Source organism: Streptococcus sp. 1453 (genome assembly GCF_013276955.1).
GTDB lineage: Bacteria > Bacillota > Bacilli > Lactobacillales > Streptococcaceae > Streptococcus.
The window spans coordinates 178,497-203,449 of the sequence record NZ_VMLZ01000006.1 but is presented as its reverse complement, the minus strand read 5'-3'; the positions used below and the strand labels follow the sequence as shown (position 1 = coordinate 203,449).

28 protein-coding genes and 7 pseudogenes are annotated in these 24,953 nt (G+C 30.8%); 4 read left to right on the top strand and 31 right to left on the bottom strand.

The genetic code is table 11. The features are described from left to right. Position 1: 1 nt before the first annotated feature. The 17 genes and pseudogenes from HW098_RS06545 to HW098_RS06470 all read right to left on the bottom strand — a co-directional run bounded on the left by HW098_RS06545 (position 2) and on the right by HW098_RS06470 (position 13,375). Positions 2-685: a LexA family transcriptional regulator gene (locus tag HW098_RS06545; protein WP_176139612.1), complete on the bottom strand. Its 684-nt coding sequence runs from the start codon at positions 683-685 to the stop codon at positions 2-4. 269 nt (positions 686-954) lie between these two features. Then, a pseudogene (locus HW098_RS10550) lies at positions 955-1,697 on the bottom strand (zeta toxin family protein). A gap of 12 nt (positions 1,698-1,709) precedes the next feature. Continuing rightward, positions 1,710-2,154: pseudogene (locus HW098_RS06540) on the bottom strand (helix-turn-helix transcriptional regulator). A gap of 308 nt (positions 2,155-2,462) precedes the next feature. After that, on the bottom strand, positions 2,463-2,642 hold the full coding sequence (locus HW098_RS06535; RefSeq protein WP_049511729.1) for a hypothetical protein: 180 nt from the start codon (positions 2,640-2,642) through the stop codon (positions 2,463-2,465). A 6-nt stretch (positions 2,643-2,648) separates the two neighbouring features. Further along, positions 2,649-2,852, bottom strand: coding sequence for a thiocillin family RiPP (locus HW098_RS06530; RefSeq protein ID WP_176139611.1), 204 nt, complete (start codon positions 2,850-2,852; stop codon positions 2,649-2,651). Between the two features lie 35 nt (positions 2,853-2,887). Continuing rightward, a complete protein-coding gene (locus HW098_RS06525; protein ID WP_176139610.1) occupies positions 2,888-3,067 on the bottom strand; it encodes a thiocillin family RiPP in 180 nt (59 codons plus the stop codon). 37 nt (positions 3,068-3,104) lie between these two features. Beyond that, positions 3,105-3,278 carry a thiocillin family RiPP gene (locus HW098_RS06520; RefSeq protein WP_176139609.1) on the bottom strand — a complete coding sequence of 58 codons (174 nt, stop codon included), beginning with the start codon at positions 3,276-3,278 and terminating at the stop codon, positions 3,105-3,107. 188 nt (positions 3,279-3,466) lie between these two features. Then, on the bottom strand, positions 3,467-4,237 hold the full coding sequence (locus HW098_RS06515) for a hypothetical protein (protein ID WP_176139608.1): 771 nt from the start codon (positions 4,235-4,237) through the stop codon (positions 3,467-3,469). 3 nt (positions 4,238-4,240) lie between these two features. Beyond that, positions 4,241-4,945 carry an ABC transporter ATP-binding protein gene (locus tag HW098_RS06510; protein ID WP_176139607.1) on the bottom strand — a complete coding sequence of 235 codons (705 nt, stop codon included), beginning with the start codon at positions 4,943-4,945 and terminating at the stop codon, positions 4,241-4,243. 9 nt (positions 4,946-4,954) lie between these two features. After that, the gene (locus HW098_RS06505; RefSeq protein ID WP_176139606.1) at positions 4,955-5,569 is read right to left on the bottom strand and encodes a hypothetical protein; all 615 of its coding nucleotides are present in this window, start codon (positions 5,567-5,569) and stop codon (positions 4,955-4,957) included. Further along, the gene (locus HW098_RS06500) at positions 5,562-7,043 is read right to left on the bottom strand and encodes a hypothetical protein (RefSeq protein ID WP_176139605.1); all 1,482 of its coding nucleotides are present in this window, start codon (positions 7,041-7,043) and stop codon (positions 5,562-5,564) included. The genes HW098_RS06505 and HW098_RS06500 overlap by 8 nt, the downstream gene beginning before the upstream one ends. Continuing rightward, on the bottom strand, positions 7,040-7,633 hold the full coding sequence (locus HW098_RS06495; protein ID WP_075567433.1) for a hypothetical protein: 594 nt from the start codon (positions 7,631-7,633) through the stop codon (positions 7,040-7,042). Before HW098_RS06495 ends, HW098_RS06500 begins: the two co-directional genes overlap by 4 nt. A gap of 22 nt (positions 7,634-7,655) precedes the next feature. Beyond that, positions 7,656-8,888 (bottom strand): YcaO-like family protein, encoded by a 1,233-nt coding sequence (locus HW098_RS06490; protein ID WP_101514494.1) that lies wholly within the window; start codon positions 8,886-8,888, stop codon positions 7,656-7,658. Next, positions 8,875-9,570: a lantibiotic dehydratase C-terminal domain-containing protein gene (locus tag HW098_RS06485; RefSeq protein WP_176139604.1), complete on the bottom strand. Its 696-nt coding sequence runs from the start codon at positions 9,568-9,570 to the stop codon at positions 8,875-8,877. The genes HW098_RS06490 and HW098_RS06485 overlap by 14 nt, the downstream gene beginning before the upstream one ends. Position 9,571: 1 nt before the next feature. Beyond that, on the bottom strand, positions 9,572-11,692 hold the full coding sequence (locus HW098_RS06480) for a hypothetical protein (RefSeq protein ID WP_176139603.1): 2,121 nt from the start codon (positions 11,690-11,692) through the stop codon (positions 9,572-9,574). 5 nt (positions 11,693-11,697) lie between these two features. Beyond that, positions 11,698-12,621 (bottom strand): site-2 protease family protein, encoded by a 924-nt coding sequence (locus HW098_RS06475; RefSeq protein WP_176139602.1) that lies wholly within the window; start codon positions 12,619-12,621, stop codon positions 11,698-11,700. A gap of 682 nt (positions 12,622-13,303) precedes the next feature. Then, the gene (locus HW098_RS06470) at positions 13,304-13,375 is read right to left on the bottom strand and encodes an SHP2/SHP3 family peptide pheromone (RefSeq protein ID WP_176139638.1); all 72 of its coding nucleotides are present in this window, start codon (positions 13,373-13,375) and stop codon (positions 13,304-13,306) included. A 79-nt stretch (positions 13,376-13,454) separates the two neighbouring features. Between HW098_RS06470 and HW098_RS06465 the strand changes: the two genes are divergently transcribed. From HW098_RS06465 to HW098_RS06450, 3 genes and pseudogenes are all read left to right on the top strand, one after another. After that, positions 13,455-14,306, top strand: a complete 852-nt coding sequence (locus HW098_RS06465; protein WP_176139601.1) for an Rgg/GadR/MutR family transcriptional regulator — start codon at positions 13,455-13,457, stop codon at positions 14,304-14,306. A gap of 62 nt (positions 14,307-14,368) precedes the next feature. Further along, a pseudogene (locus HW098_RS10545) lies at positions 14,369-15,018 on the top strand (IS630 transposase-related protein); the annotation flags it as partial. Between the two features lie 4 nt (positions 15,019-15,022). Continuing rightward, positions 15,023-15,553 (top strand): annotated as a pseudogene (locus HW098_RS06450) (tyrosine-type recombinase/integrase); the annotation flags it as partial. A 349-nt stretch (positions 15,554-15,902) separates the two neighbouring features. Here the strand turns inward: HW098_RS06450 and pezT are convergent. The 12 genes and pseudogenes from pezT to HW098_RS06390 all read right to left on the bottom strand — a co-directional run. After that, positions 15,903-16,673, bottom strand: coding sequence for a type II toxin-antitoxin system toxin PezT (gene pezT, locus HW098_RS06445; protein WP_176139599.1), 771 nt, complete (start codon positions 16,671-16,673; stop codon positions 15,903-15,905). Further along, on the bottom strand, positions 16,673-17,149 hold the full coding sequence (gene pezA, locus HW098_RS06440) for a type II toxin-antitoxin system antitoxin PezA (protein ID WP_176139598.1): 477 nt from the start codon (positions 17,147-17,149) through the stop codon (positions 16,673-16,675). Before pezA ends, pezT begins: the two co-directional genes overlap by 1 nt. 70 nt (positions 17,150-17,219) lie before the next feature. Continuing rightward, positions 17,220-17,492 carry a hypothetical protein gene (locus HW098_RS06435; protein WP_176139597.1) on the bottom strand — a complete coding sequence of 91 codons (273 nt, stop codon included), beginning with the start codon at positions 17,490-17,492 and terminating at the stop codon, positions 17,220-17,222. A 37-nt stretch (positions 17,493-17,529) separates the two neighbouring features. Then, complete coding sequence (locus HW098_RS06430; RefSeq protein ID WP_000159212.1) at positions 17,530-17,913, bottom strand: DUF5945 family protein; 384 nt, start codon at positions 17,911-17,913, stop codon at positions 17,530-17,532. Beyond that, positions 17,910-18,143: a DUF5965 family protein gene (locus HW098_RS06425; RefSeq protein ID WP_000152417.1), complete on the bottom strand. Its 234-nt coding sequence runs from the start codon at positions 18,141-18,143 to the stop codon at positions 17,910-17,912. The genes HW098_RS06430 and HW098_RS06425 overlap by 4 nt, the downstream gene beginning before the upstream one ends. Before the next feature lie 50 nt (positions 18,144-18,193). Beyond that, a pseudogene (locus HW098_RS06420) lies at positions 18,194-19,279 on the bottom strand (DNA primase). Positions 19,280-19,288: 9 nt separating this feature from the next. Beyond that, positions 19,289-19,930, bottom strand: coding sequence for a peptidylprolyl isomerase (locus HW098_RS06415; RefSeq protein ID WP_176139596.1), 642 nt, complete (start codon positions 19,928-19,930; stop codon positions 19,289-19,291). A 247-nt stretch (positions 19,931-20,177) separates the two neighbouring features. Further along, entirely contained in the window at positions 20,178-20,360 is a 183-nt protein-coding gene (locus HW098_RS06410; protein ID WP_240149465.1) for a glutamate synthase, read from the bottom strand. 166 nt (positions 20,361-20,526) lie between these two features. Continuing rightward, on the bottom strand, positions 20,527-21,105 hold the full coding sequence (locus tag HW098_RS06405) for a DUF4230 domain-containing protein (protein WP_176139595.1): 579 nt from the start codon (positions 21,103-21,105) through the stop codon (positions 20,527-20,529). A gap of 261 nt (positions 21,106-21,366) precedes the next feature. Then, complete coding sequence (locus tag HW098_RS06400) at positions 21,367-22,683, bottom strand: ISL3 family transposase (RefSeq protein ID WP_001059646.1); 1,317 nt, start codon at positions 22,681-22,683, stop codon at positions 21,367-21,369. Between the two features lie 69 nt (positions 22,684-22,752). Continuing rightward, entirely contained in the window at positions 22,753-23,268 is a 516-nt protein-coding gene (locus tag HW098_RS06395; RefSeq protein WP_176139594.1) for a TraX family protein, read from the bottom strand. A gap of 196 nt (positions 23,269-23,464) precedes the next feature. Continuing rightward, positions 23,465-23,700, bottom strand: a pseudogene (locus tag HW098_RS06390) (ATP-binding protein); the annotation flags it as partial. On the opposite strand from HW098_RS06390, the pseudogene HW098_RS10540 reads away from it, so the two are divergent. Further along, positions 23,697-23,894, top strand: a pseudogene (locus tag HW098_RS10540) (transposase); the annotation flags it as partial. The pseudogenes HW098_RS06390 and HW098_RS10540 overlap by 4 nt on opposite strands. Before the next feature lie 419 nt (positions 23,895-24,313). Here HW098_RS10540 and HW098_RS06385 read toward each other — a convergent pair. After that, complete coding sequence (locus HW098_RS06385; RefSeq protein ID WP_176139593.1) at positions 24,314-24,604, bottom strand: DUF5966 family protein; 291 nt, start codon at positions 24,602-24,604, stop codon at positions 24,314-24,316. 13 nt (positions 24,605-24,617) lie between these two features. Beyond that, on the bottom strand, positions 24,618-24,902 hold the full coding sequence (locus HW098_RS06380) for a DUF5962 family protein (RefSeq protein ID WP_054421519.1): 285 nt from the start codon (positions 24,900-24,902) through the stop codon (positions 24,618-24,620). Positions 24,903-24,953 lie beyond the last annotated feature (51 nt).

Sequence of the window (24,953 nt, the reverse complement as noted above, 5' to 3'; positions counted from 1 at the left end):
CTTAGTCCTCTAAAGGCATAAAGTTCCCAACGATTTTCCCTATAATGCGAGGGTTCTCATCATAAGGCGCAAACTTATCTGAATAGTTTCGATTGAGAGAAACTAAACGAAGCCCATTTTCTTCACGATAAACTTTCTTTATATAAGTTTGACCATCCCAATCTATCGCATAAATAGCTCCGTCATAATCAAATCCTGTTTGCTTAATAAGGGCAACTGAACCATTTTCATATGTCGGTTCCATTGAATTACCAAACACCCATGATGCAAAGTCATAATCAAATTGGTGATTGAAATAAACTGTATCGTAATTACCATCATCAAAGTAAGCCGTTCCCGTACCAGCTGATAACTTTTCATAGACCTTATAAGCAAATCGTTCAGAAACTTCTACAACTTTAGAGTTTTGATTGTTCAACAGTTCTATAGCATAATGAAGTGTCGCTTTTTGATTCTTCTCCGTTAGCTTGAGATAGGTTTCTACTATTTCATACTCTGATTCAAAATATCGAGGATCTACATTTAAAATCTGGCTCAACTTCCTTAAATTATTTTGATTCGGTTTTGTTTTACCTGATTCCCAATTAAAGTATGAGGCTCTACTAATTCCCAAACTAGAGGCAAGTTGAGATTGAGACAATCCTTGTCTTTCTCTTTTTTCTTTTAATTTAGTAGGTGAAAACATCTTTTCTCCTTTGTAAGTTTATTAACTAACAAAAGAATACCATAGCTAATTGAAAAAATCAAGAGTTTAATAAGAACCTAGATTTAAATTAATCATAAACTATGCTGAATTCGTACTTATATTGTTAAGAAATCATCACTGAAGAAAGAATATAACTTTTAAAAAAGATGAAGAGCAAGCAAATAGAGAAAATAAAAATAGAATCGTTATTTTTTAATGATGGTCCTACAGACTATATTATAAAATTCGTGATTTAACAACCATTTCGATTAGTTAAATCTTTCTTCTCCAGATTTAAGCACCTCTTTCTCCGCTTGATTCCATTCTCCAAATAGTAAGTCATGAAGAACATTTGCTGCCGAAGTTTTATCTTCTCCTGAATCATATACACAACTTCTATCTCGTTGATAAATTTGAATTCTTTCAAAGATAGCTAGTTCTTCAAATTGCCGTGTATTATCAACGAGACTGTTCACTATTAGGTCATGAAGTTCTCTAGTATTCGCTCGTGTCTAGTCGAGATTAATAGCATATAGTACTTTATTTTAGATAAGGATGCTATGATTGAACAGTTCAGATTTTGTGGTGATTAAAGCTAATTGAACATCATCCTCTTACTTTTCAATAATTCTGTTAGTTCTTTGGTTCATCAACCGTTCGCAAGTTTACCTTGATTAAAAGATGATAGCTCATATCACTTAATTTTTCTACAAAGAAATCCACCAGTTTACCTGAAAATCGTTTGGTGTTTTCAATACTATCCTTTCCATAAATTATTGGAGATTCAGGTAATGTGGATGCTGCGCTCCAAAATTATAACCATCAATAATGATTATATTGCCCTGAAACTCTTTAAGCTTGATATAATAAACAGTTGTCTTTATACTTCGCATTGTCCACGTAGTAGGATAACTATTGGATTTTGGCACATTTACTATCCTTTCATTAGTATTCGAATATTGCAATCTACGGCACGGGCAAACTCATTCTCACTATAATCATGTAAATTCATTAAGCCTACCATTCACTTTTCTGATTTTTTTAGCATGTACACGATACATCTACTGTAACATTGCAGTTCTTCTAAACTAGTCAGCAGATAGATGTTGGTATTCACTATAACAGACAAGTCATCATTCATCAAAATCCACGGATTAGTCACATCATCAAAGGAAATATATTGAATGTATTGATAACGATAAAGTCGAGTTAAGATATTCCTCGCACATTCCTTGATTAAAGTCAGTTCGTAATCTTCATCTGTATTTAACATCTTTTCTCCTCCCGCAATATCTACGGAGGATACGTTGAACTTCTGGCAAATACTATAATATCAGTTCTGCTAAAATTAGACTTGTGCCGTTCTAGTAACGACTAATGGTATTTCGTAAAGTATCCCAAATTCGTGCAAATTATGGTTATGTCATGTCAAGTGACTTTCGTAAAGATTTAATATGGTCTCCAACCATGGCAATTTCTTTTTACTTGATAATACTATTGCAACATTTAGAAATCATGGAGACTGGGTAAAAAATCTTTAAAATCAAAAAAAACGCATAATATCAAGTGTTAAAACCTTGATGCTATACGTTTTATTGTGGAAAGATTTACTTCATTTTCTCCTGAAATTGAGTTTTTGCCCAGTTTCAAAATTCAATTTTAAGTTGAATTTACAGTTTAATAACAAAATTATTTAATAGATCTATTAAATAATTAGAAAAATCAAAGTAATACCTTCAAGTAGCCAAACCAGGGGGAGATATTTATTTAGTTATTGCTACCTAAGCATGTCTGGATCCACAAATAATCTAACTTCTCCAGTTTGATCATCAACAATAGCTTTTACTTCAACCCCCTTTTTTATAAACCCCTTAGAGGAAGTTATGTCAAGCCTTAGTCGAATAACATCATCTGTATTTCCAAACCCACTCGTTAGGGTTCTAAATGTTTTTTTCATAATAGATTAGTCACCTGCACTAGATACTGAGGAAGCAGATGATATAGAGCTACCGCAACTACCAGCACATGCTAAGCTACCTCCAGTCGCAAATGAACCCGCAGAAGTGAAACCTGCTAGCTCCGCTTCATCAAATTGCTCTTCTATATAAACATCTTCCATAACACTGGGATTAATAGTAGAGATAGTAGTGTTATAAATATTTTCCATTTTCAATACCCTTTTTCTATGATAAATTATGCAAACTAACCGAAGGACGATGCACTGCCTCCGCTTGAAGCAGTAGCTGCACAACCTCCAAAAGTCGATGCAGAGGAAAATGTTGAAGCAGAACCCCATGTTCCAGCCATATTATCCATTTCCAACTGTTCCTCTACAAAAATGTCCGTTGAACTTACTAATTCAATATCAATAATATTTTCCATTTTTATCCTTTTCTAAAATATTTTACTGATGTCGTTATTACCCAAAACTAGAAGCTGAAGAAGCTGAAGCAACCGTTGATGCTGGACAAGAACCTGAACTTACTGAGCTAACACTGCCCCATGAAGCTGCCATATTATCCATTTCTAACTGTTCTTCCAAAAAAAGTTCTTCAGTAATAAATGGATTTATTTCTTCAAGAATATGTTCCATTATTCTATTCCTCCTCTCTTTATAATTTAAAAATACATTAACTGTTGCATAAGATTATCACCGCTCTCAATTACAATTTACGTATTTTTAATCTCCCCCGGTACTAGCAGGTTAAAATAGAATTTAACCTGCTAGTACCGGGGGACATTTATGTCGTAAGATAAGTTATTTTTTAATAGGAGATATTTTCAAATTTCCTGAATTCTTCTTTTTTCCAAACAATAAGCCGCTAAAGTGAATACAAAAAACAAGATAAACAATAAAAAGAGAGAGAGTTCTTTGGATAACCACATTTTTTCACTTATATTCATTTCAAATAAAATAAAATCATTCAAAATTATCAGAGGATTCCAAAAAAGATACGTGTAAAATATCGTGACTTCCTTTCCTAATAAACTAGCGAATAAAGTTGGCATTGAGATTGAAAACATCAATATCAAATTTACAGGTGTCATGATTGCATTAACTTTAGACATACTCTTAATAAATAAGGAAATTAATATTCCTAATGGATACATCACTATAAAAATAATATTTGAAGCAATACTAAGATGGATAATGTGAGTATACATATTTTTCACTATTGATAAAAACAAAAGTAAAAGAGGTAATTGGAATACATTAAACAACAAGAGCATAGCTACAAAAGTACCAATATAAAATTCTAGATTACTAACATCAGTATGTGATAAAAAATTAAAAAAATTTGTTTGTCTTTTTTCTGTAAAACTACTAATGTTTAAAGTGAAAGAGAATGATAAAACGAGTAGCATCAAACTCATAGGTAAAAATTGCCCATAGAGTAACAAACTTATAAGATCTGTGTTATTTAATATATTTTTAATTGCTAGACCAATAATTAAAAATACAGTAGATGGAATAATTGAACTGATAATGATTCCATAATTTCTCATATTTTCTAAAAAACTAAACTTAGTCATCCGTAATATTTTTTTCAATATTTAAATCCTCTTTTCATATATTGTCTTCCCAGTAACTGCCAAATATAAATCTTCTATGGTATTCACTTTATAGTTAGAAAACAGATTATTATAGTCTCCACAACACTTGACATTACCATTATCTAAAATTATCAAATCACTCGTGAATAACTGCATATCCTCTAATTCATGACTAATAACAATGAATAATTTATCAAGATAATTTTGGGATAAGTACTGATTGAGTTCTTTTTTCTTTTCAAAATCCAACTCTGAAAATGGTTCATCCAAAATTACAATTTTCTTATTCATTACCAATGAAATGAATATTGATAGGGATTTACGCTGTCCACCTGATAAAGATTTCACCTTTTTCTTTAAAATATTAGCAATCTCAAGAAAATTATAGAGCTCCTGATCAAACCGATACGACGAGACCGAAGATTTAAAAAAATTGATTACTTCTGACACTTTCAAATTTTCTAGTATATTAAAATGCTGAGGTTGATAAGCTATTTCTCTATAAAATTGAACCTTTTTATTATAAGTAATACTGCCCGTATAGCTTATATGCCCTGCGATACAATCAATTAAAGTAGATTTTCCTGATCCGTTTTTTCCAAGTAAAAAATACCTCTTACCTTTTTCCAATTCTAGATTCACATCCCTTAAAGCAACTGTGTCTTTGTATGTTTTAACAACATTAGATATAACTAATTTTTCCATTTTTATCCCCTATTCTACTGCAAACGCGAAAACTGGCATTTGGGTATTCAAAGAATTCTTAGTCAGACCATAAAATTCAACAAGTGTAATTCCCGCAAAAACTGTTCCTCTAGTTTCTTTTCGAGTAGCTAAAATTGATAACTGATGTCCAAGAAATCCGCTGATAAAGAGAATATCCTTGTAAAAAACTGTATCAACGTTTTCCAAATTTTGAGTATTCCACAAGAAAAAGATAACAACCGTTGCATTGTGCATTTCTTCTTGTATATATAGCGAATCTTTAGTAATCAAACTTTCTGATATAATTTCTTCAACATTATTATTAATAATTTTATAAATTTTTTTCTCTCTAGAAATCATTGATTTATTATCTACGAAACAAAAGCTTACATCATCTTCAGTCAAAGAAAATAGAGAAAGGTTTTGTTTGAAATGTTCATAATAATCCATTAGATCTTCTAAAGTAGATTTTGGAGCTACATTCTTAGAAAACTCTCTATAAGATTCCCTTGAGTTTAAAGATCGTTCTCCAATATTTACATAATTATCTTCAAACAAGCATGACTGTAATAATCTTTTTTTATCAAGAGAAACTCTAGTTTCTTGTACAATTTTTTTAATCATTTTTTATCCCCACTGCATATCCAATACTTTCACTATTATTAGTCGTTGAAAAACATTTTAGCAATTGCTCTTCATCAAATTCAAATATAATATCTACCAAAACGTTACTTGAACTTGCTTTTTCAAAAATATAAGATAGAGCTACTCCAAGATTCAAGTTTGCAACTTTAAAAGCGAATTCATTGTATTTAGATGCAATAACAGATATATCACTTACAGGTACGATAATACACTTATACTGATGCGAATCATGTCGAACAATTTCCTCCATACTCGGATTGTCCACTTTATCGTTAATTCTATAATAGGATTTATCTATATTTGAATAATAATAGATTCCTCTGCCATACAGCTCATCATCATCATAATTTATGATATATAACAATGTTGAATTTAGACCGCCACCAGTTGGACTAAATTTTTTATTACTATTTTCTTTAAAATCAGTAATACTCTTTATAAGGTTATCAATGTTAGAAGATTTAAATTTTTGTTCAACAGGCAACTTCTCCCAAAAACTTGAAGTATTATTGTTAAATGTTAGCTTTAAATTAGAATCTTTATAGTGAACCAAATGATTATTTTTATTAAGATATTTAGTTGCAAGAAATTTACAAGAATCTTCATATTCAGCTACAATTTTATTTACACCAGTAAAATTCTTAAAATAAGGAATTTTCGTAGTACTACTTAGTTCTCCATTAGCATCAATAATATAAAATCGATCTACGGGAATTGTTTGGCTACATTCCATAAAAAAACTAATAATCATAGATGCTATTTGACTACACCAATTCAATTCATTAATAAAACTGTTACTATCAATGTCTGGCATATACATTGACGGTTTTACTGCCTTATCAAAAAAAACTGGACCAACTTGTAAATAGTCTCGTTGAATACCAAAATAAATCACTTCATTATTTTGGTAGTAATTTTCAATAATTGTAGTATTGTTAATACATAAAATCAATGTATCATTATCTATTTCATTGGCTGAATCTATAATCTTAAAGCCTACCTCCGTAAGCAGGGCAGCTAATCGGGAAACAAGTTTTTGAAAGTGAGATGAAATAAAAATATTTCTTTTTTCTAAAGAGACTTTATAATCAGCTAGGGAATGATAATTCTTATGATGAGACAAAGAAGTCAGCAGATTTTTATCATTTAAACTCAACCTTTCATACTCTACATAATCTACTAGACATGATTTTATATACAAAATCTGTAGAAATTTGAATACAACATCTTCAGATAAAGACGTTTTTTCTATAATTTCAAAAACAGTATGTTTCTTTCGGATTAAGGGTATAATCTTTGAAACAACTTCATATGTTTTCTTACCATTAAGTTTAAATGGCCCATCAATAGAACCATAAAAAATATAACCTGAATCTTCAAAAATAGAAATAGTTGGCAACAAGAACGGATACTTGGGGAACTTTACCATAGGATCATTAAAAAAGCTTATCATAAGAACTCCATTTCATCGAATAATTTATCAATTTGGTTATAATCATTAAAATCACAATTAGGACACTTGGTATATCCTATCTGATAACTTGTAAAAAAAGTATTCATATCAAAAGAATATACTAAGATGTTTTGACATAATTTGTTGTTTGATTTTATAATATATGAGAAAAGACTTCTCATAAAATTATAAATAGTTATTTTTCTAACCATTACTGGATTGAAATTAGTTTGAGAAAAAATACAATCATACATCGGACTAACACCAATAAATTCTTTCATTCTACCAAGCATACATTTCCCACAAACTTCCCCTTTATGATAAGACTGCTTTAATATTCCGCCTACGTAAAATTTACTAGAGTCTATAAAAATCGGAATGATAATCCCAGTACTATAAATACTCTGATTTTCAAAAAAATTTAATGGCATACCATCAAAAACAAGAAACAATATGTCACTATCATAATAGTTTTTTTCAATTTTATAAGCTTCATACAAAACGGTATCACCTTGATTAGTAAACACTTTCTGCGCTTCATTATAAAATTCATTAAGTACAGTACTGATTCCCGAAACGATAATTTTCATAAATGATTGCTCTCACTTTCTACTACGAAAAGGGTAGGGGCATTAAGTTCAGTTTTTCAAATTCATAATGACCCAACTTCTCTATTGAATACTCTTTTATGCGTTTATGACATAAAAATCTACTTCTATGAACAAACGAAATCGGTTGCAGAGATGGAATATTTACTTTAACAGCTTTTATGCCCCTCTCTCTACATTCACGATTTGTTAAGTCTGTAACATAAATACTTCTATTTTTCAACAGACCTTTGATATATTTTAGTTCTTCACCCTCATTCTCAAATATATTATTGAACTTTTCATCAAAAACAATTTCTTGAGCTGTATTAAAAAAGTTAAAATAATCCTGATTTTTTTGATGAGCCATATATAAGCCACCTTGCTCCACAGAGACAAAATCATTATAATTCTGATTAATAATATCTGGGAAAAATTTACTAGATTCAACCATACTATAGATTACTGAAATTAATTCCTTTTTTAGTTTTTTTAATGCTTCCATCGGATTAATATGAGTAGCAAACATCAACACTGTAGAAATATTTTGATTATGATAACTCTTGGCTTTTAAGCAAAATGTATATATTCCGTCAATCGTTGAGACATCATATAACTCTGTATTTCCCAAAAACTCATTATCAAAAACATTAAAATCTAATCCATATGGCTTATTGGTTATTCTTTTCCCAGGATACTGCAATAACCATGTTAAAGCAATCGCATCCCTTTCAATCACTTCATAAATTCCATTCAAAATAGCAAGTGTATAAGTATCATGTACGGACATACCAGTTGATATAGGATTAGTAATGCCCTCCCCATTAAATAGGCGATTTGTGTATAAACAAACGAATTCTAATGGGATATATTTCCGACTTTTACTTTGTATCTCAATAGATTGTACCCATCGCAATAGCTTCTTAGAGCTAAATTCATTATTAATGGAAGCTGGCTCGCTTATTTTTGAAATAGTAGGAAATTCATCCATATCTGCTGCCAAATCACCTAGAGACTCTGCATCAGATACAAGACAACGACTGGTACTTATACTATTCGCTATACGTTCAATAGCTTCCATCTCTGAAAGAAATATCCCTCTGTCTTTATCATTAAATGGGCTTGTTCCAGCCCCTGACATAGAGGAAGGAAGCTCAGGATATCCTTTTGTTGACACTCTACTTAAAAATAGTCTCACATCACCTTTAATTCCTCTAGGTGAAATCAATTCTTTATGTTGAATATTAATACCTTCCATATTTTACTCCCTGGTGTTCATTTAAAATTTCCTCAAAAAGATTTACTTCATCAACAATTGTGTACCCTAATTTATTAAAAGTCATATGACAAATTTTAAATAGTAATGAACTGTTGATACTTTCATAATCTAAATTATTCCGGATAGCCTCAGCTTCCTTAATCCAATATTGACTCAGTATTTCAAAATAATCCAAATCTCCACAATCTTCATTGAAATTTGAAACAACTGAGTGAAATTTTCTTATAAAGAAAGAACCTTTCCAAAAATCTATATATTTTTCTAAAAAATATAGTGTATCATCTGCTAAAATTTCAGAAACAAAATTAAAAATCGCTATTTTAATAAAGTTAAAAGACGGTTTATATATATTTTTTTCAATAATATCTCTAGACAAGATGGCAGAATACTCCTCATAAGTATCTAGCTTTTCTCCTAAAATATTGTATTCAGGATCATATAACTTTTCTAAAATAATGTACTCATTAAAATCTTTTGATAAATCATTGAAAATCACATTTTTCTTATTTTTATTTTCTAAAAAGATTCTCAAACGAACATGAAATCCTTCCACATCCATATAATAAATAAAAAATTTTTTTATTGATTTATATTTATCATTTGAAATAGTTTTGAAAAAATTTATTGCTTCTATACCATAAATATGAAAACTGTACCACATACTAATAACCTTCTATTAACCAAGCTACATATTCTGTTGTCTTACTTTCAAAACTATTGGGAAGAGCTACATGTAAGTCGTAATCCCTCTTATCTAGAATAGTTTTTAAAATAGTTAAAGAGTTTGAAGAATCAAGTGAAAACCAAACTGGTTTGTTATTCCTAAAAGAAGATTTTTCCGTTAAAAAAAATTCTTTTGGTAGTTTATTCTCCTCAAAAAAATTATGAATAAATAGATAAAATTCAAAATTTGTTTTATTACTAATATTTTGAAAATAGTTTCTAGATAAAACCTTCTTCTTCCTCTTTTCATCATTACTTTTTTTCATTCTTTCATAGTTCACTTTATACGGGTGAATAATTTCTAGCAATAAACGTTTAGTTCCAAAAAATAAATGATAAGGAACCGCACCAGTATAAATAAGATTAATAGGCTTACCTTTAAATAAAAATTGTAATCTATTATCATCAATATGAAAACTTAAATATTTAATATCATATGGCCAATAAAGCTTCGGAAAATTAGAAAAACTTTCACGAAGGTTATTTGAACTTTCAGAATCTATCACTAATTCATACACCTCCGCTTCATTATTGAACAACTTTTGAATATTCTCATGATACTTTTGAAAAATATCAAAGTTATAAGATTTCAAGTATGACAATTCTCTTGAAAGAACCCCTACTCCTATATTTAAATTATTTTCTAAAATCATCCCATCATTGGTTTTTTGAAAAAAAACTAATAGGCTTTTTTTTACATCAGAATAGGTAATACTAGGTTTTGTGTGAGTAATTAGTTCTTTAAAGTGATCATTTATATAGTTTAACAGTTCTAATACATTTGTATTTCCAAACTTACTTGATACTTGAACCATACAAGTTGTGTAGAGCTTTGATAAAGTATTTTCCTCAATAAAATCCTTAAAACATTCAACATCTATATTGAATTCTTTGTCGACACTACCTAATGAATAAGAATTATGGTAAATAAGGGGGACGCGAGTTATAAAATCTTTAAATCTTTTTTTTATTGATCTATTGTCAATAAAATTAAGTACCTCATGAAACTCTTTTTTTATCATCTGCTCCATATCAGGATTGACTTCGCCTCTCAAATAATTAAGCAGATTTTTTTTATCACTAAACATTTTATCGTTATACAATAGGGTTAGCAGATTTTGAGGATTCTTCAAATAATAATTAAAGTCTATATAAATTAACTCAGATGAAACTAAAAAATCAAAGTCAAAAAAAGGACTATCTTTTAACATATCTTCAATATATTCACCATAAACTGAGTCATTATTATTAAACATAATTCTAAATAACTCTATTAAGGAGTTATGGTATGCTCTATCTTCCCTTTTTAATATCCATGGTTTGTGCTGACTAGATAGAAAATATTTCTCGTGTAAAATAAACATCTTACCTCTATCCTCAATCAATGGACCGAATCTATATCTTAATTTATACTTTGTACTATCTATATTAGATAGAGCAAATAATAATATTGTAATGTAAATATTATTATTATTAAAACTATCAATTTTGTCTAAACCATCTCCCTCAAATACAGTTGTACCGAAATAAGATAGAGGGCTACATTTAACTGTTGCTCTTTGAATATAGTTATACAAGCTTTTCTCTTTTCTTATGCTTAATGTCGCCTTCTCTCTCTTATTTTTATTTAATTCTTCAAAAAAATCTCTATTCGTGTAATTTAAGGCTCTAACAAATAAGGGATCATTCATAAAAAAATCATAATTATTTATTCTTTTTTGAAAAATTTCCTCTAGCTGATTCGTTAAAGAAACAAGTTTTTCTTTATAAATTTCTCTTTTTCTGATTAAAGCATCAATCTCTTTAAATGAGCTAAAATTTTGCTTAATTTTCTTATTTTGTTTTATACTTCTCTTCAACTTCATCAGCTTCTTCAAAGCAATCTTATTATTAATTTCATAAAATGATTGCATTTCAACATTCAAAACGGTTAATAGTTCATTTGTTATGGAATCCAATTTGTTTTCAATTTTTTTTATTTTTTTAAAATAGTCAGTGTCAATATCTATAAGCTTTTCCTTATCACTATTATTAAATAATGATTCTCTTTTAAAATACAATAGCATCACCCTCCTTTAATTATATATATATATGCCATCCAAAATAAACTGAAATAGATATAAATAAAAAAAAATGTTGTAGCACCACCATATAATAGATATATGACATTAGTCTTAGTTATCTTTGTAATCTTTTCGAACGAAGGATGGAAAAAGAAATCTTTTGTGTAATTAAGCGCTTTGCTTCTAAAATTACGTCTTTTAAAGTATGATATTAAAAATAAATGAAAATCTGTTGGCAATAAAATATTGTAGTTCCAAAATGCTAAACCAAATTGAAAAAAAAGTACGTAATAAAAATAAACATTCTTTGATATCAAGCAAATAAAATAATAAATTATTAATAGTAATAAATCTGCAACATTTCCAGCTAAAGCGATATTAGCTCTAACTCTATCCTTGCCTGTTGGCAAAATTTTTACAAAAGCAATTGGAAAAATGTAATATTTAAACTTAAACCCTATTTTTTTTACCTCAATCCCTTGTAACCTTGCTACAATAATATGAAAGTTTTCATGTATCAAATATATACCAGTATAAAATATCCCTAATATATATACATACCCAATCCCCTCCATTTTGAGATTATTTATATCTGGTAATGGAAATTTCATAACTGTTAATGCTAAAACGCTAAGGAAAATCATAAACATTGATATAAGCAAATAAAAAACGGTATTACTGGATAAATTACAATTAGGGTAAAGGTTATTAGTCCAACTTAATTTTGCAATGGGAATATTCATATTTTCTTCTATATAATAACCAATTTTTTTCAAAGGTTGTAAAAAAATTCCTTGCTCTTCAAGTTTTCTTAGCCTGCTTAGATTAATATTATCAACATAGTATCCCGTACCCTTATTTTTATTGATAAAAAACAACTGATTTTCTCCTAAATCCTCTATTTTAAAATTTGGGTTTATTAACATTGATAGTCCTTACTTGATATTTAGTACAGTTAGCTACTGCCGGAGCTCAAATATTATGCTTTCTTTAAGTTGCTACAAATTCATTTATTCTTAATTTACGGATAATTATTAAAAATACCAATACGTAGCTAGAATTTCAATTAATCATGATTTTATCACACAGTAATAATTTTCTCTCACTGGAAAAAACATATCACAAGTTTATGAATAACCATAAAGCAACTGTCCCTATTGTAACATGTACTTCTGAATTTTGATTGGTATCCTTCATAAATCGATTCGGTTGTGAATAATTCACCTCTCTACCAAGATAAATAGGCGTCTGCAAAGAAATTGGTAAATTAGCGTTGTTTTATAGCATTCGGAATATTCGTTGTTAATTCGCTTAATATTATGAAGTAAATCTTCTCTTTTGTGGTCAACAAAAACAGGATTTTCTCCTTGAAAATTTAAACGCATAGTATTAAAAGCATTCGAATATTCTTGTACATTATTTGATATTTTAAATAAATTCTGTTTTTTCAATTAAAACCTCCCAAATTATAAATACCGTATTTTATTCTATAAAATGTACCTAAAATAAATTGATATTATGTAAATTTATCTCTGTATTTCATACTATGTATCTATAAAATCTTAAGTCTTTAGAGTATCTAAAGACTTAAGTGTACACTTAAGCATTTTACCCACCATCAATTATGATAATATCCATCACCAAAACCAAAATCGGCAAAAATTTTGAAATTTTCTTCATACTCGGACTTCCTTTCCGTTTTTATTTATTGTACAATAAATAAAAACGGATTTAATTTTTGTTGGGAAAATGGGAAATTATGAAATCAAAACTTGGCATCACACTTAGAAAAGTTCGTAAAGGAAAACAAATTAGTCTATGCTCTGTAGCAGATGAACATCTTTCAAAATCTCAAATATCTAGATTCGAACGTGGGGAATCAGAGATATCTTGTATTCGACTTATCAATATTTTAGACAAATTACACATTACTTTAGATGAGTTTCTTGTTTTACATAATGAAGATTATACTAATGCTGAATTATTCGCTAATTTGGTTCAATATATTCGTAAGCAATATTCATCACATAACATCAAAAATATAGCTGCTCTACTTTCTGACTCATCACATTACACTTTAAATTCTTTCGAGAAAACAATGATAAAATCCATCCTAAATACAATGGATTCCAGCATTATTCCATCAGATAAAGAATTACTTCAATTGACAGATTATCTCTTTAAAGTTGAAAAATGGGGTTACTATGAAATCACTTTATTAGGTAACTGTGTACGAACAATAAACTACAACTCCTACTTCCTATTAACAAAGGAAATGTTGAACAATTACATCTACTCTTCATTGAATAAAACAAATAAGCGAATTGTCACTCAGTTGGCCATCAATTGTCTAATTCTGAGCGTAGATAAGGAAGAATTTTCAAACTGTACTTGTCTAATCACCGAAATAAAAGCATTATTAGATAATGAATTAAACTTTTATGAACAGACAGTTTTTCTCTATGCAACTGGTTACTTTGAATTTAAGCGTCATTCAGATAGCGGAATTGAAAAAATGAAACAGGCCATACAAGTCCTTGATATTTTAGGAGAAGACAAGTTAAAATTACACTATACTAGCCATTTCTATAAACTGGTAAACAAAGAATAGATGAAATGATTCTCTACCAATTATAGTTGCTTAGTTTCAAACGGGTATGTCATAATAAAGCTATGGCATATAGTACAGATTTTAAACAACGAGCATTATATTACATCAAAGAGGGACACAGCCATGTCGAGGTAGCCAAAGTTTTTGATGTTGGCGTCAGAACTCTCTTCACTTGGGAAAAGAAATTACGTGAACAAGGACATTTAGAGCGGAAAAGCAAGCCGTCAAAAAGCGAAAGATTCCTTTAGAGGAATTAAAAGCCTTTGTAGAGGCTCATCCAAATGCTTTTTTTCGGGAAATGAAGCACATTTTGATTGTGCTGTTCTTCAGTATGGGCAGCTTTAAAGCAGATTAAGGTCACTTTAAAAAAGACGACTAGCTTTAAGGAACAAAATCCAGAGAAAGTCGCTGGATTTGTTGATATTTTGGATAACCTAAAAGACTTACCAATCGTATATATTGACGAAACGGGAATCGATTTCTACTTCTATCGTCCTTATGCACGGGCTCCTAGAGGGGAGAAAGTTTATGAAAAGATTAGCGGACTTCAATTGTTGCAGGACAGGTAGACGGAGAGTTTATAGCTCCCATGGTTTACAAGGAAAGCATGACGAGTGACTTCTTTGTGGAGTGGTTCAAAACGCAACTCCTGCCTGCTTTAAAGACATCTCATGTTATTGTCATGGACAATGCTAGTTTTCATCCCAAGAACATTAACTGACTATCAAAAACAACACGCTGAAAGAAATCTACTAATTATTTCACTTTTACTTTCAACAGGCATCAGAATTTCTGAACTTTGCCACATTCATCTCAAAGACATTAATCTTTCCAATAAGACACTCCATATTATAGGAAAGGGTAAGAAAGAACGTATCCTATTTTTAGGAGATCAAAAAACATTCAATTTATTAGAAACATATATAAATAAAACAAGAAATGAATCCAATGATTTCTTGTTCACAGGGAAACATTCACTTAAACCATTGTCAGAGCAAAGTGTACGTTTAATTTTAAAGAGAATCGTTGAACAAAATAGCTTATCTAAAACTATTACACCACATATGTTTAGACATAGCTTTGCAACAATGCTTCTAGATAATGATATAGATATTCAATACATTCAACAAATTCTTGGACACAGTTCTATATCAGTTACACAAATCTATACTCACGTATCTCATTCAAAACAAAAAGAAATACTTAGTTCTTTTAATCCTATGTCAGTGATTTATTCTGAAATCTAGTAAGAGACATTTCCGGATGTTACAGTTTACTTCATCTTAAATTAATGTTTGTAGTTCGACTTCAGTTAATAAATTTTATACTCAACAAAAGCAAAAAGCATACAAAACTCCACTTTGAATCATCATTTATACTAGATTCCGTATTAAGAACTCCATAATTGTTTTTCTAAAATATAACTTTCAAATATCCTTAAATATAGATGAGGAAAAACTCAATCTCAGAAGAAAATGGAGTAAATCTTCCTACAAGAAAACGCATAGTATCAAGTTTCAACACCTAATACTATGCGTTGTTCTGATTTTAAAGACTTTTTTTATCCTAAATAGACTATATTTTAAAATTCGTGATCTAACCACCATTTCGATTAGTTAAATCTTTCAATCTTTCTTCTCCAGATTTAAGCATCTCTTTCTCCACTTGATTCCATTCTCCAAATAGTAAATCATGAAGAACTGTTGCTGCTGAAGTTGTATTTTCTTTTGAATCATATACACAACTTCTATCTCGTTGATAAATTTGAATGCTTTCAAAGATAGCCAGTTCTTCCAATTGTCGTGTATTATCAACTAGATGATTTACAATGAAATCATGATGTTCTTTTGGAGTTGCGCGTGCTTGATTTGGATTGATAGCGTACAGTTCTTCGTATCGGATAAGAGTGCTCAGATAGGACAGCTCAGGCTTTGTCGCAATCAAGGCTAATTGTACTTCATATCCCTTACTTTTCAAGAGTTGTGCTGTTTCCTTTGGAACGTCAATCGTTCGTAAAGTTCCCTCGATCAAAAGATTGTATCCCAAACTACTCAATTTTGTTACTAAAGACTCTACCATTTTTCCTGCAAAATCTTTGGTGTATTCAACGCTATCTTTGCCATATTCTTGCTGCAGTTCTAAATAGTGTGGATGCTGAGAACGAAAACTATCACCATCTATGATAACAATATTTCCTTGAAATTCTTTCTGTTTAATACGATGAATTGTAGTCTTACCAGCACCACTTTGCCCTCCAAGCAAAATCGCTATAGGTTGCTTACTGGACTTTTTTCCTCTTGTCAGTGAACGAAGATTCCTTGCTAAAGCATGTTTGAATTCACTATCAGTATAATCTTGGATTTCCATTAAGCTACCATCCGCTTTTCAGATATCTCTAACATACGTTCAATTCCATCCAAATAGCCACTATATCTCTCTATTTCATCAAAAGTTTCTACGAAATAGATATTCGTATGAATCAAGTCAGATAGATCATCACTCATTAAAATCCAAGGATTAGATTCATCATCAATGCTAATTCCCTGACTATCTTGATAACGATAGAGTCGAGATAGTAGATTAGCACCTCTTTCTTTCACAATTTCAATTTTTAAAGTCAATTCATAATCTTCAACAGGATTGAGCATTTTATCTTCTCCTACAATATCGACATAAGATACATTAAACTTCTGACAAATGATGTCTATTAGTTCCGTAGAGACTGAACTCGTTCCATTTTCATACCGGCTCAAGCTATTTCGAGAAATTCCTACAATTCGGGCAAAGTCGTCTTGTGTTAAGTCATGTGTTTTACGTAAGGATTTTATGTTCTTTCCAATCATGGCAAACTCCTTTTATTTTTATACCACCATTATAACATTTAGAAAAAGTAAATGCACCATTTTTGGTGCATTATTGACTATTTTTCCTAAATCTCTCTAAATTCTTCTCCAATTGTTCCTTATGAAGTTGATTCTTAGCTTCCTTTAATGTGTCGTCCAAAGTTTCTTCTCTATAAGTTGCTTCTGTTTTTAGTTGTTCTGATCCTTGATCTGGAGTGAAAATGATATCTAGCAGTCGGTCTATTTTTTCAAGATCTTGGGCAGACATATCAGATAGTCTATGAATCAGCTTTTTAAATACATCACTATTGTCGTGATTTTTCTTAAAAAATGTTGTAAACATCTATAACCTCTCAAAAAAAGCAGCCTATCAGGACTGCTTAGTGTAATTCTGAAATCGCATCATAAATGGACTGCAATTTCTTATTGTCTTTATTCTTTGTGTCAATCAACGTATGTAGCTCTTCAATTTTCTTTTGACTGCTTTGAATATCGCTATTGTTATCCGCAATCAGTCTTTTAAGATGTTGCTGATAACTTGTAGTGATATCTGTCTCTTTTCCTGTTCTAACCTCTGTAACTTTAGGTTTAGAACTAGGATTTGATTCCGTCACAGGTGCTTGTTTTCGCTTTTGAAAAGCTGCTTCATAATTTACATCATTACCTCCTTGATGATTTCCAAATAAGGCCGCAATTTTATCTGGATCTTCTTGATTTTCTGATTTACTCTCTAATGGTTGATTAAAATTCCAATCTTTTGTCATTCACTCATTTCATCCTTTCTAAATTCAGAATCATCGAATTGTCTTTCTCTACCAAAGGCATGGTCAAGAGCTTCTTCAAAACTCATGTGACTGATGCTTTGACGCCTTTTGAACGTCGCAAACATCGCTGTCTCTAGTTGCTCTTTATAAGCAGCTAGTTTTTCTGACTCTCTTGCTACCTTGCTTTCTTGCCTAGTGACCTTTTCTTCTAAGCGTTCGATTATGGTCATATACGATCCTCCTTCATACTAATTTTAGCTAGAACATCTTGATTTTGTTATCACAATTCTAAACATTGAGAGGTTTGTCTTACTGGTTGATTCCCCAATTTCTCTTTTGCAGTCTCAATCATAGATTGAAAATCTGATTTGTTTTCTCGAAGAATATCGTTCCAGTCTATTTTTTCTTTCCCAAATTCATTATCAGGTAAATCCAGTAAAACAGGCAATCCTTCTTGAGATAACTTATCAGAAAAATCTTTTCCTGCATCATCACAATCTACCGCAAATGTCAATAAATCAGGATGATTATCGAAATAGGTAGTGGTATCACGAATTGTATTGATCAAAGGTAATAACTTTGAAGGTGTTACTGTATCTAAGAATTCCAACTTTTGATTTCCTTAAGCTATCAGCCGTAAAGTTTGATAAGCCACAACAGACCTTTTTAATCCCTCCATAGATACCAAGCGAACATCTGATAGACTTTGTTGATGTAGCTCGTAATAGCTCATCAAGTCAACGAACGATTCACAAAAGACCAGTCTATTTGGTTTACCTATGTCAAAGGATATTCCAACATGTCCATGGCTTCCTTTTAGAATCGTTTTTAACCTCTCTCTAGGAAGAGAGTGATTCTTATGTATCCCTTGTAAGCTTGCTGCCTGCAGCTTATGACGATGATCAAAGCTTTTAAATACAATAACAGGTTCAACTGTTTCATTTGTTTTCCAACTGGCTTGTGCTATCAAACCTTGTTGAATCATCTTTTGTACGATTTCTTCTGAGATTCCTCTACATTCTGTTAAATAATATCTAGCCAGACTGCAGTTAGAATCTTCAACTCTCTTTAAAGGATAATAAAATGGTCTCTCTCTTTTTTCTTGAACAGCTTCTTTTTGAAAAGGTTCTTCAGAAAGAAAGTCTAGAGCTTCTTTAAAGGAAATTCCCTGAACAAGTCGAACAAAATCAATGACATCACCTTGAATATCTCTTGAAAACCATTTAAAAGTATTGGTAGTTGAAAAAATCCGAAATGAATCGTGTTCAGGATGTTCATAGACACTGCTCGAAACTTGTTTAAAGGAGATCCCCAAACGATTGGCTACATCAAGAATTGAAATTTGCTTACATTCCTCTATATTCATAAAACATCATCATTTTGTTGTAGTATTTGGCAATGATGGAACTGATGAGGATTCTTCTAAAGTTTTAGGAGTGGTCTTATCTAAATCATCTAAGCCAGATTTCCAAACCTGTACTTGGTTGACCAATAACTTACCTGGTAGTTTCGAATAAGACAACTTAACCGTTCTAGTTTCTGTCTGATTGGTCTTTGATTGGTTAGCATTCTTTAAATCAGATACATAGGTTACATTATAAGAGACCATGGCAATGGCTTGATTCGTAGTCTGGTTGACAAAGATATCAGCTTTTTCAAAATGATAATCCAAAATATAGTCCTTATATACTTGGTTCATAGCATCGTTTTGACTTGTCAATTCTTGAGAATAAGCCGATTCAGTCATATAAGGTTGAATACGTGTATTATTTTCTCCGAGCTTTTCTTTCGTATAGTACTGCGTCAAAAATTCTTTTACAGTATCAGATGACAAAATACTTGCCTTATCTTCTGCTTGTTTGTCCTCTACAAGTTTAGCTGCAGCCAATTCAATCTCTTTGCGACTTTGTTTGGCAGTAGAATGTTGCCCAGCAGTATATCCCATCATGAGAATAAAGCTAGTTGCGGCTACTACTCCAACACTAATTAAGGCTTTAGTTTTGACTTTATTTAACATCTTAGACCTTCTTTCTATAAAAACTAGGTCAAGAATAACAAAAAGGACTTGTAAGTTTTATCACATAATGAGTTAAACATATCTATTAAAATTTTAACATCTATATCCTCTCATACACATTATATACCTTACTACAACCTTCTTCATAAAACCATGGTTTAACTCCCCTTCCTTTCTAAGCTACCTAGCGATAGTCTAACTCTAAACTAGATCGTTAAAACACCTCAGATATACAACATCATCATACCTAATGCGTTGATCTTCTTCCACTTTCATCTGATTCACCAAGTTCCATTGTAATAACCTTTACACCAGTTACTTTCCCACTCTCATCACGCAATACTTCTTTAATATTCTCTAAGAAATGGAATGTAACACCTTCATTGTGTGCATCTTTGATTTGTAGTGTAGCTTCTAGTATATTGTTCATATGGTCATCATTCTTTTGTTTTAGGTTTCAGCGCTTTTAATATAATGGATGTTGGCCTTTTTGTATACACTAAAATAGGGTTGGTGGAAAATTTCCATCAACCCTAAAAATTATAGAACCACACAAAACCCTGACCAGAGATGGCCAGGGTTTTGTATTTCAAAAATTATTCTGTAAATTCTATAGTTACTTTTACTTCAGAATCCATTGAAGAAAATATTGTTTTATAATAATTGATTGCAGATTCTTTAATTTCACTCTTAAATTTATCTAAATACTCTGCTTGTTTATCACTAGAAAGTTGGTTAGCGACCAATTTCCCAGTATCAATATCTTCTGTAGTTCCACTTAATAACTCTCCATGACTATCATATAAATCATAAGGATTATCTTTTGAAAGTTCAACACCAATTACTTCCAATTTTGGAACAATAACCTTATATTCTTTTTCGCTTATTTGTTCAACCTTTACACTACTTTTAATTCCAAATTTAGCTTTATAATTTAAAATTACTAATGCTGCTTTTTTAGAGAACGGCACATCAAACCCAAAAACTTGAGTTGTTTTTGTTTCAGAAATAATTTCATTAATTCCCGCATTCAAAAATACAACTTCATTCACTTTTTCAATACTTTCGATATTAATTGACGATTTGATTTCTGATTTATGTTCCTTAGGTAAGAAAAATAGCACTCCAATAGCTATAATAGCTATTAATACCACATTCAATAGTACACTAAACATATTAACTTTCTTCTTTAATATAGACAAGATAAAAAAACCTCACTTTAAATAATCTATCTAAATTTTACACATTCTAAAGAAAATAGTCAATATTTTTTCGTACTATCTTCTAAAATTAATTGTGCCTATTAAAAATGAAATTAGTTTGTTGCATTTGATTATATTTTTTGAACACCAAATCCATTTAAAATTGAGTGCTATTTTGAGCACTAAAAAAGGGCTCTTTGTCAAATAGTGTTGATGAAGAAATTTAGGAAGGGATTAAGCAACTAATTGTTGCTTAATTCCTTTTTGTTTTGGGCCAAACATTTTTGTTATTAAAATAATCCTATTTCTAAAATGGTAATAGTTTCTAAAGCCGTAGGCATTTCTTTTAAGCACTTTTATTTTATTGTTTATTCCTTCAATAGGGCCATTTGTTCTAGTTGGATACTCACAAGTATTTTGAATATATGGCAAGTAAGTCATAAGAGTCTTTAATACTCTTTTTAAACCAGGAGATAGGTCTAATTGCGTAGCTGCTTCAATCGTTTCCTTGAACTCTATATAATCTCTATCCTGTATACATTCACGAAGTGAATGTACAACCTCATAATCATTTTTAAGAGATGGATTTTTTTCTAAGATATAATCTACGATTCCTTTACTTGTTATGAAGCTTTCAAAAAGCTTATAACGATTATATTTATAGTTCTGAAGTTCATTAGAGTTCTTTAAAATTAACTTCCAATAATGTTTTAACTTTCGATATAATTTAGAGTCTTTATAGCGATGCTTATTCATGACACGTACCCGAGTTCGATTTAATTCTCTATTTAAGGCTTGTACGATATGAAAAGGATCAATGATAATTTTAGCGTTAGGAAACATTTCTTTTATTAATTGAATGTACGGTAAGTACATGTCGATGGAGATAGTTTTTACCTTTAATCTAGTCTTAGGCTCAAAACGATGAAAATACTTTTTCAAGCTGTAAGATTTTCTATCTCGTACAACATCGACCAGCTTGTGTGTAGTGCTATCACAAATAATGAAGCTCATATTACTATCGGAAGATTTGACGGATTTAAATTCATCAAAACACAAATGCTCAGGTAAATCGTGTAATGGTTTAATCTTTAGTAAACGTGTTGTATCATCTATGATACGTCTTACCGTATGAACTGAAACATTTGTTTCTTTTGCGATATAGGTTTCAGATACTGTTTCACTTATTTTTGATTTAATTTCGTTTTTTAAGCGTTTAGAGATATGACAGTGTTTTTCTACGATTCGACTAGTGTCTGCGGTAAATGAAGAGCCGCATTCTCTACAGAGAAATCTCTGCTTGCGTAGATTTAAGTAGGCCGCTAGGCCTGAAACAGAACAGAGAGTGATACGAGATGTTTTCGTGCCGTTTTTAACGATATTATTATTTCGGCTAACACACCCACAAACGGTACAAAATTCTGGTTTATGCGTATAAGTAGCTGCATAAAATAAAGATTTTCTCTTTTTAAATATCTTCTCTTGAACTTTATTATCCCAAATAATGTTTTTATCTTTGATTTGTAGTGTAGCTTCTAGTATATTGTTCATATGGTCATCATCCTTTTGTTTTAGGTTTCAGCGCTTTTAATATAATGGATGTTGGCCTTTTTGTATACACTAAAATAGGGTTGGTGGAAAATTTCCATCAACCCTAAAAATTATAGAACCCATAAATGGAATCATAGACATGCTACCTTCATAGGCAACACAGGCATAAATAGAAATTAGAAGAGCTAAAAATACTTTGATAATTTTTGCAAAACTTTGGTTAATCTTTAATTTTTCAACTGGGAAAGTCCAAGTGTTTAGAGCCAACACACCGACTGCCAGAGTATAGAAAATGTTGTTGTAAATAACTAGACTTTCTTGCTGAAGGAGAAGGTTTAACCCAAAATTTCCAGCAAACATGATTCCAGCCCACAGGAAGAGTCGAGCATTATATTTGAACCGATTCCTTGTATGAAGGAATCCTTCCACAGTCATAAAGGCAAAGAAAGGACCTACAGCACGTGTTAACACATGGAAAATATCTTGCCACAATGGTGGAAGTAGACCAGGAATAAGGTATAAATGATCAAAAACCATGAGAATCATAAAAAATGTTTTAAGTTGAAAAGCATTAAACTTTTTCATACATCACCTCTTTATCTTTTTTTAAAAATTATATCAGAAATATTACTGCTATATCTTACAGTTAACTTACATTTAAAATGGTAATCTTACAATTTTGTAAGACTAATATTTTTTATCTGATTGAGGCTTTTTTCTCATCAAACTGAATCCTAAAGAAGAGCTTGAAAGAAATCTCCCAAGCTCTTAGTAATTCCTCTCATCCAAAGACTAGGTTCACTTGAGCAAATCTAATTCTCACTGTCGTTCCTTTTCCGACCTCAGACTCGATACGAATCTGGTGACCTAGTTCTTCAGAAATTTTCTTAGATAGAGGCCAAGTCCAGATGACTGCTGGGTTAGGCGGCCATTATATCCTGAGAAACCCCGTTCAAAAACTCGGAGGACATCACTGTTTTTCATTCCGATTCCCGTATCCTTGATACAGAGATCTTGAAGACACTGGATATTATGTCTTTAATTAGTTGAATCTCCTACATGAACAAAACTATAAAGTTTACACCTATAACCCTTTGTTAATCAAGTAGTTTGCCAAATCATTATCAATTCATTAGACCAAAACTGATAAGAAAGATGCTAGTATCACCGCTTATAAACTTCTTTCTGACACAATCCATGAGCAATTTCAATCTGTTTTATCTTCTCAAAAACAAGTTACCTTTTGACTAACAAAAAGTGATGAAAATAATGAAATTGACACAAGATTACATTTAGTTTGTCTTACCATTTATTTTTGAACCTCATATCCTTAAAAGTATCAAAAGGGAATATTTTTGTTTCAATCTATTTTAGTACAAATTAAAACATTTATCAGTTTTCAATAGCAGAGTGATTTAAAAAGACAAGCACCAAAACTGATGTTTGTCTTTATGATCTTCTTTGAAAAAGCTGTTTCTCTTTATTTAAGATAATTTTCTGATCCTTTATGAGCTTTTTCGATTGCTTTCTTGCTCCCATTTAGTCTTGACTTTTTCAAACTGTTTGTTTGTCACAGTGTTTTTTAAGATTTCGGAAGTTTGGCTTGAACTTTCTGAAATTTGCTCAAACGTTAATATCCCCTCTTCCACTTGTATCCTGCCCAGCATGCTAAAGCAAGTAAAACTAAATTAAAGATGATAAAGAAAGTCGTAAAACCAAATAATCCATTTTGAGCTAAATCTGCCGTGTAAAGTTCAGTTTCTGTAAAGAGAAGATAAATTCCATATCCCTCCACGAAAATAAGAAAACTGACAAAACCAATCAGGAAAAGTCCACTGGCAATAAGAAAGAGCCGCCATAAAAGAATGAGTATTCCTCCTACTGCTAAAAAAATTACTGGGATAAGGAGTAAATCATTCATGACTTTCTCCTTTCTAGACAATAAATTGACGATAATGAGTGGCAAGAGAGGAATCAAACTCTTCTAATTTTTGAACTAAGTCCAAATACTCCTCCTTTTCATGTTCTTCAAAGTCCACACTTCGATGATTCTGAAGAGAGATTTCCAATTGACTAGTGAGTTCTCGTTTAGAAAAACTGTAATCCCCCGTCACTTCCTCATAATGTTCCTTTAGCTCCTTGTAGGCTTGGTATTCTTCAGGCGTTTGAAATCCCTGTACCAAAGCCTCTTCTAATTGATAATAGGTATCTTCCATCATAATTATTACCTCGTTTCTTTCTATCTTTATTTTACCGCGCTTTTCTTTTCT

What these genes read in the sequence shown, in the direction of transcription:
- HW098_RS06425 (WP_000152417.1), bottom strand. Translation starts at nt 18,143, where the DNA reads ATGACCATAATCGAACGCTTAGAAGAAAAGGTCACTAGGCAAGAAAGC.
- HW098_RS06475 (WP_176139602.1), bottom strand. Translation starts at nt 12,621, where the DNA reads ATGTTAATAAACCCAAATTTTAAAATAGAGGATTTAGGAGAAAATCAG.
- HW098_RS06395 (WP_176139594.1), bottom strand. Translation starts at nt 23,268, where the DNA reads ATGAAAAAGTTTAATGCTTTTCAACTTAAAACATTTTTTATGATTCTC.
- pezT (WP_176139599.1), bottom strand. Translation starts at nt 16,673, where the DNA reads ATGGAAATCCAAGATTATACTGATAGTGAATTCAAACATGCTTTAGCA.
- HW098_RS06410 (WP_240149465.1), bottom strand. Translation starts at nt 20,360, where the DNA reads ATGAACAATATACTAGAAGCTACACTACAAATCAAAGATGCACACAAT.
- HW098_RS06505 (WP_176139606.1), bottom strand. Translation starts at nt 5,569, where the DNA reads ATGATTAAAAAAATTGTACAAGAAACTAGAGTTTCTCTTGATAAAAAA.
- HW098_RS06485 (WP_176139604.1), bottom strand. Translation starts at nt 9,570, where the DNA reads ATGTGGTACAGTTTTCATATTTATGGTATAGAAGCAATAAATTTTTTC.
- HW098_RS06510 (WP_176139607.1), bottom strand. Translation starts at nt 4,945, where the DNA reads ATGGAAAAATTAGTTATATCTAATGTTGTTAAAACATACAAAGACACA.
- HW098_RS06380 (WP_054421519.1), bottom strand. Translation starts at nt 24,902, where the DNA reads ATGATGGAAGATACCTATTATCAATTAGAAGAGGCTTTGGTACAGGGA.
- pezA (WP_176139598.1), bottom strand. Translation starts at nt 17,149, where the DNA reads ATGATTGGAAAGAACATAAAATCCTTACGTAAAACACATGACTTAACA.
- HW098_RS06415 (WP_176139596.1), bottom strand. Translation starts at nt 19,930, where the DNA reads ATGTTAAATAAAGTCAAAACTAAAGCCTTAATTAGTGTTGGAGTAGTA.
- HW098_RS06385 (WP_176139593.1), bottom strand. Translation starts at nt 24,604, where the DNA reads ATGAATGATTTACTCCTTATCCCAGTAATTTTTTTAGCAGTAGGAGGA.
- HW098_RS06430 (WP_000159212.1), bottom strand. Translation starts at nt 17,913, where the DNA reads ATGACAAAAGATTGGAATTTTAATCAACCATTAGAGAGTAAATCAGAA.
- HW098_RS06495 (WP_075567433.1), bottom strand. Translation starts at nt 7,633, where the DNA reads ATGAAAATTATCGTTTCGGGAATCAGTACTGTACTTAATGAATTTTAT.
- HW098_RS06530 (WP_176139611.1), bottom strand. Translation starts at nt 2,852, where the DNA reads ATGGAAAATATTTATAACACTACTATCTCTACTATTAATCCCAGTGTT.
- HW098_RS06545 (WP_176139612.1), bottom strand. Translation starts at nt 685, where the DNA reads ATGTTTTCACCTACTAAATTAAAAGAAAAAAGAGAAAGACAAGGATTG.
- HW098_RS06405 (WP_176139595.1), bottom strand. Translation starts at nt 21,105, where the DNA reads ATGTTTAGTGTACTATTGAATGTGGTATTAATAGCTATTATAGCTATT.
- HW098_RS06500 (WP_176139605.1), bottom strand. Translation starts at nt 7,043, where the DNA reads ATGATAAGCTTTTTTAATGATCCTATGGTAAAGTTCCCCAAGTATCCG.
- HW098_RS06490 (WP_101514494.1), bottom strand. Translation starts at nt 8,888, where the DNA reads ATGGAAGGTATTAATATTCAACATAAAGAATTGATTTCACCTAGAGGA.
- HW098_RS06535 (WP_049511729.1), bottom strand. Translation starts at nt 2,642, where the DNA reads ATGAAAAAAACATTTAGAACCCTAACGAGTGGGTTTGGAAATACAGAT.
- HW098_RS06525 (WP_176139610.1), bottom strand. Translation starts at nt 3,067, where the DNA reads ATGGAAAATATTATTGATATTGAATTAGTAAGTTCAACGGACATTTTT.
- HW098_RS06465 (WP_176139601.1), top strand. Translation starts at nt 13,455, where the DNA reads ATGAAATCAAAACTTGGCATCACACTTAGAAAAGTTCGTAAAGGAAAA.
- HW098_RS06435 (WP_176139597.1), bottom strand. Translation starts at nt 17,492, where the DNA reads ATGTTTACAACATTTTTTAAGAAAAATCACGACAATAGTGATGTATTT.
- HW098_RS06520 (WP_176139609.1), bottom strand. Translation starts at nt 3,278, where the DNA reads ATGGAACATATTCTTGAAGAAATAAATCCATTTATTACTGAAGAACTT.
- HW098_RS06400 (WP_001059646.1), bottom strand. Translation starts at nt 22,683, where the DNA reads ATGAACAATATACTAGAAGCTACACTACAAATCAAAGATAAAAACATT.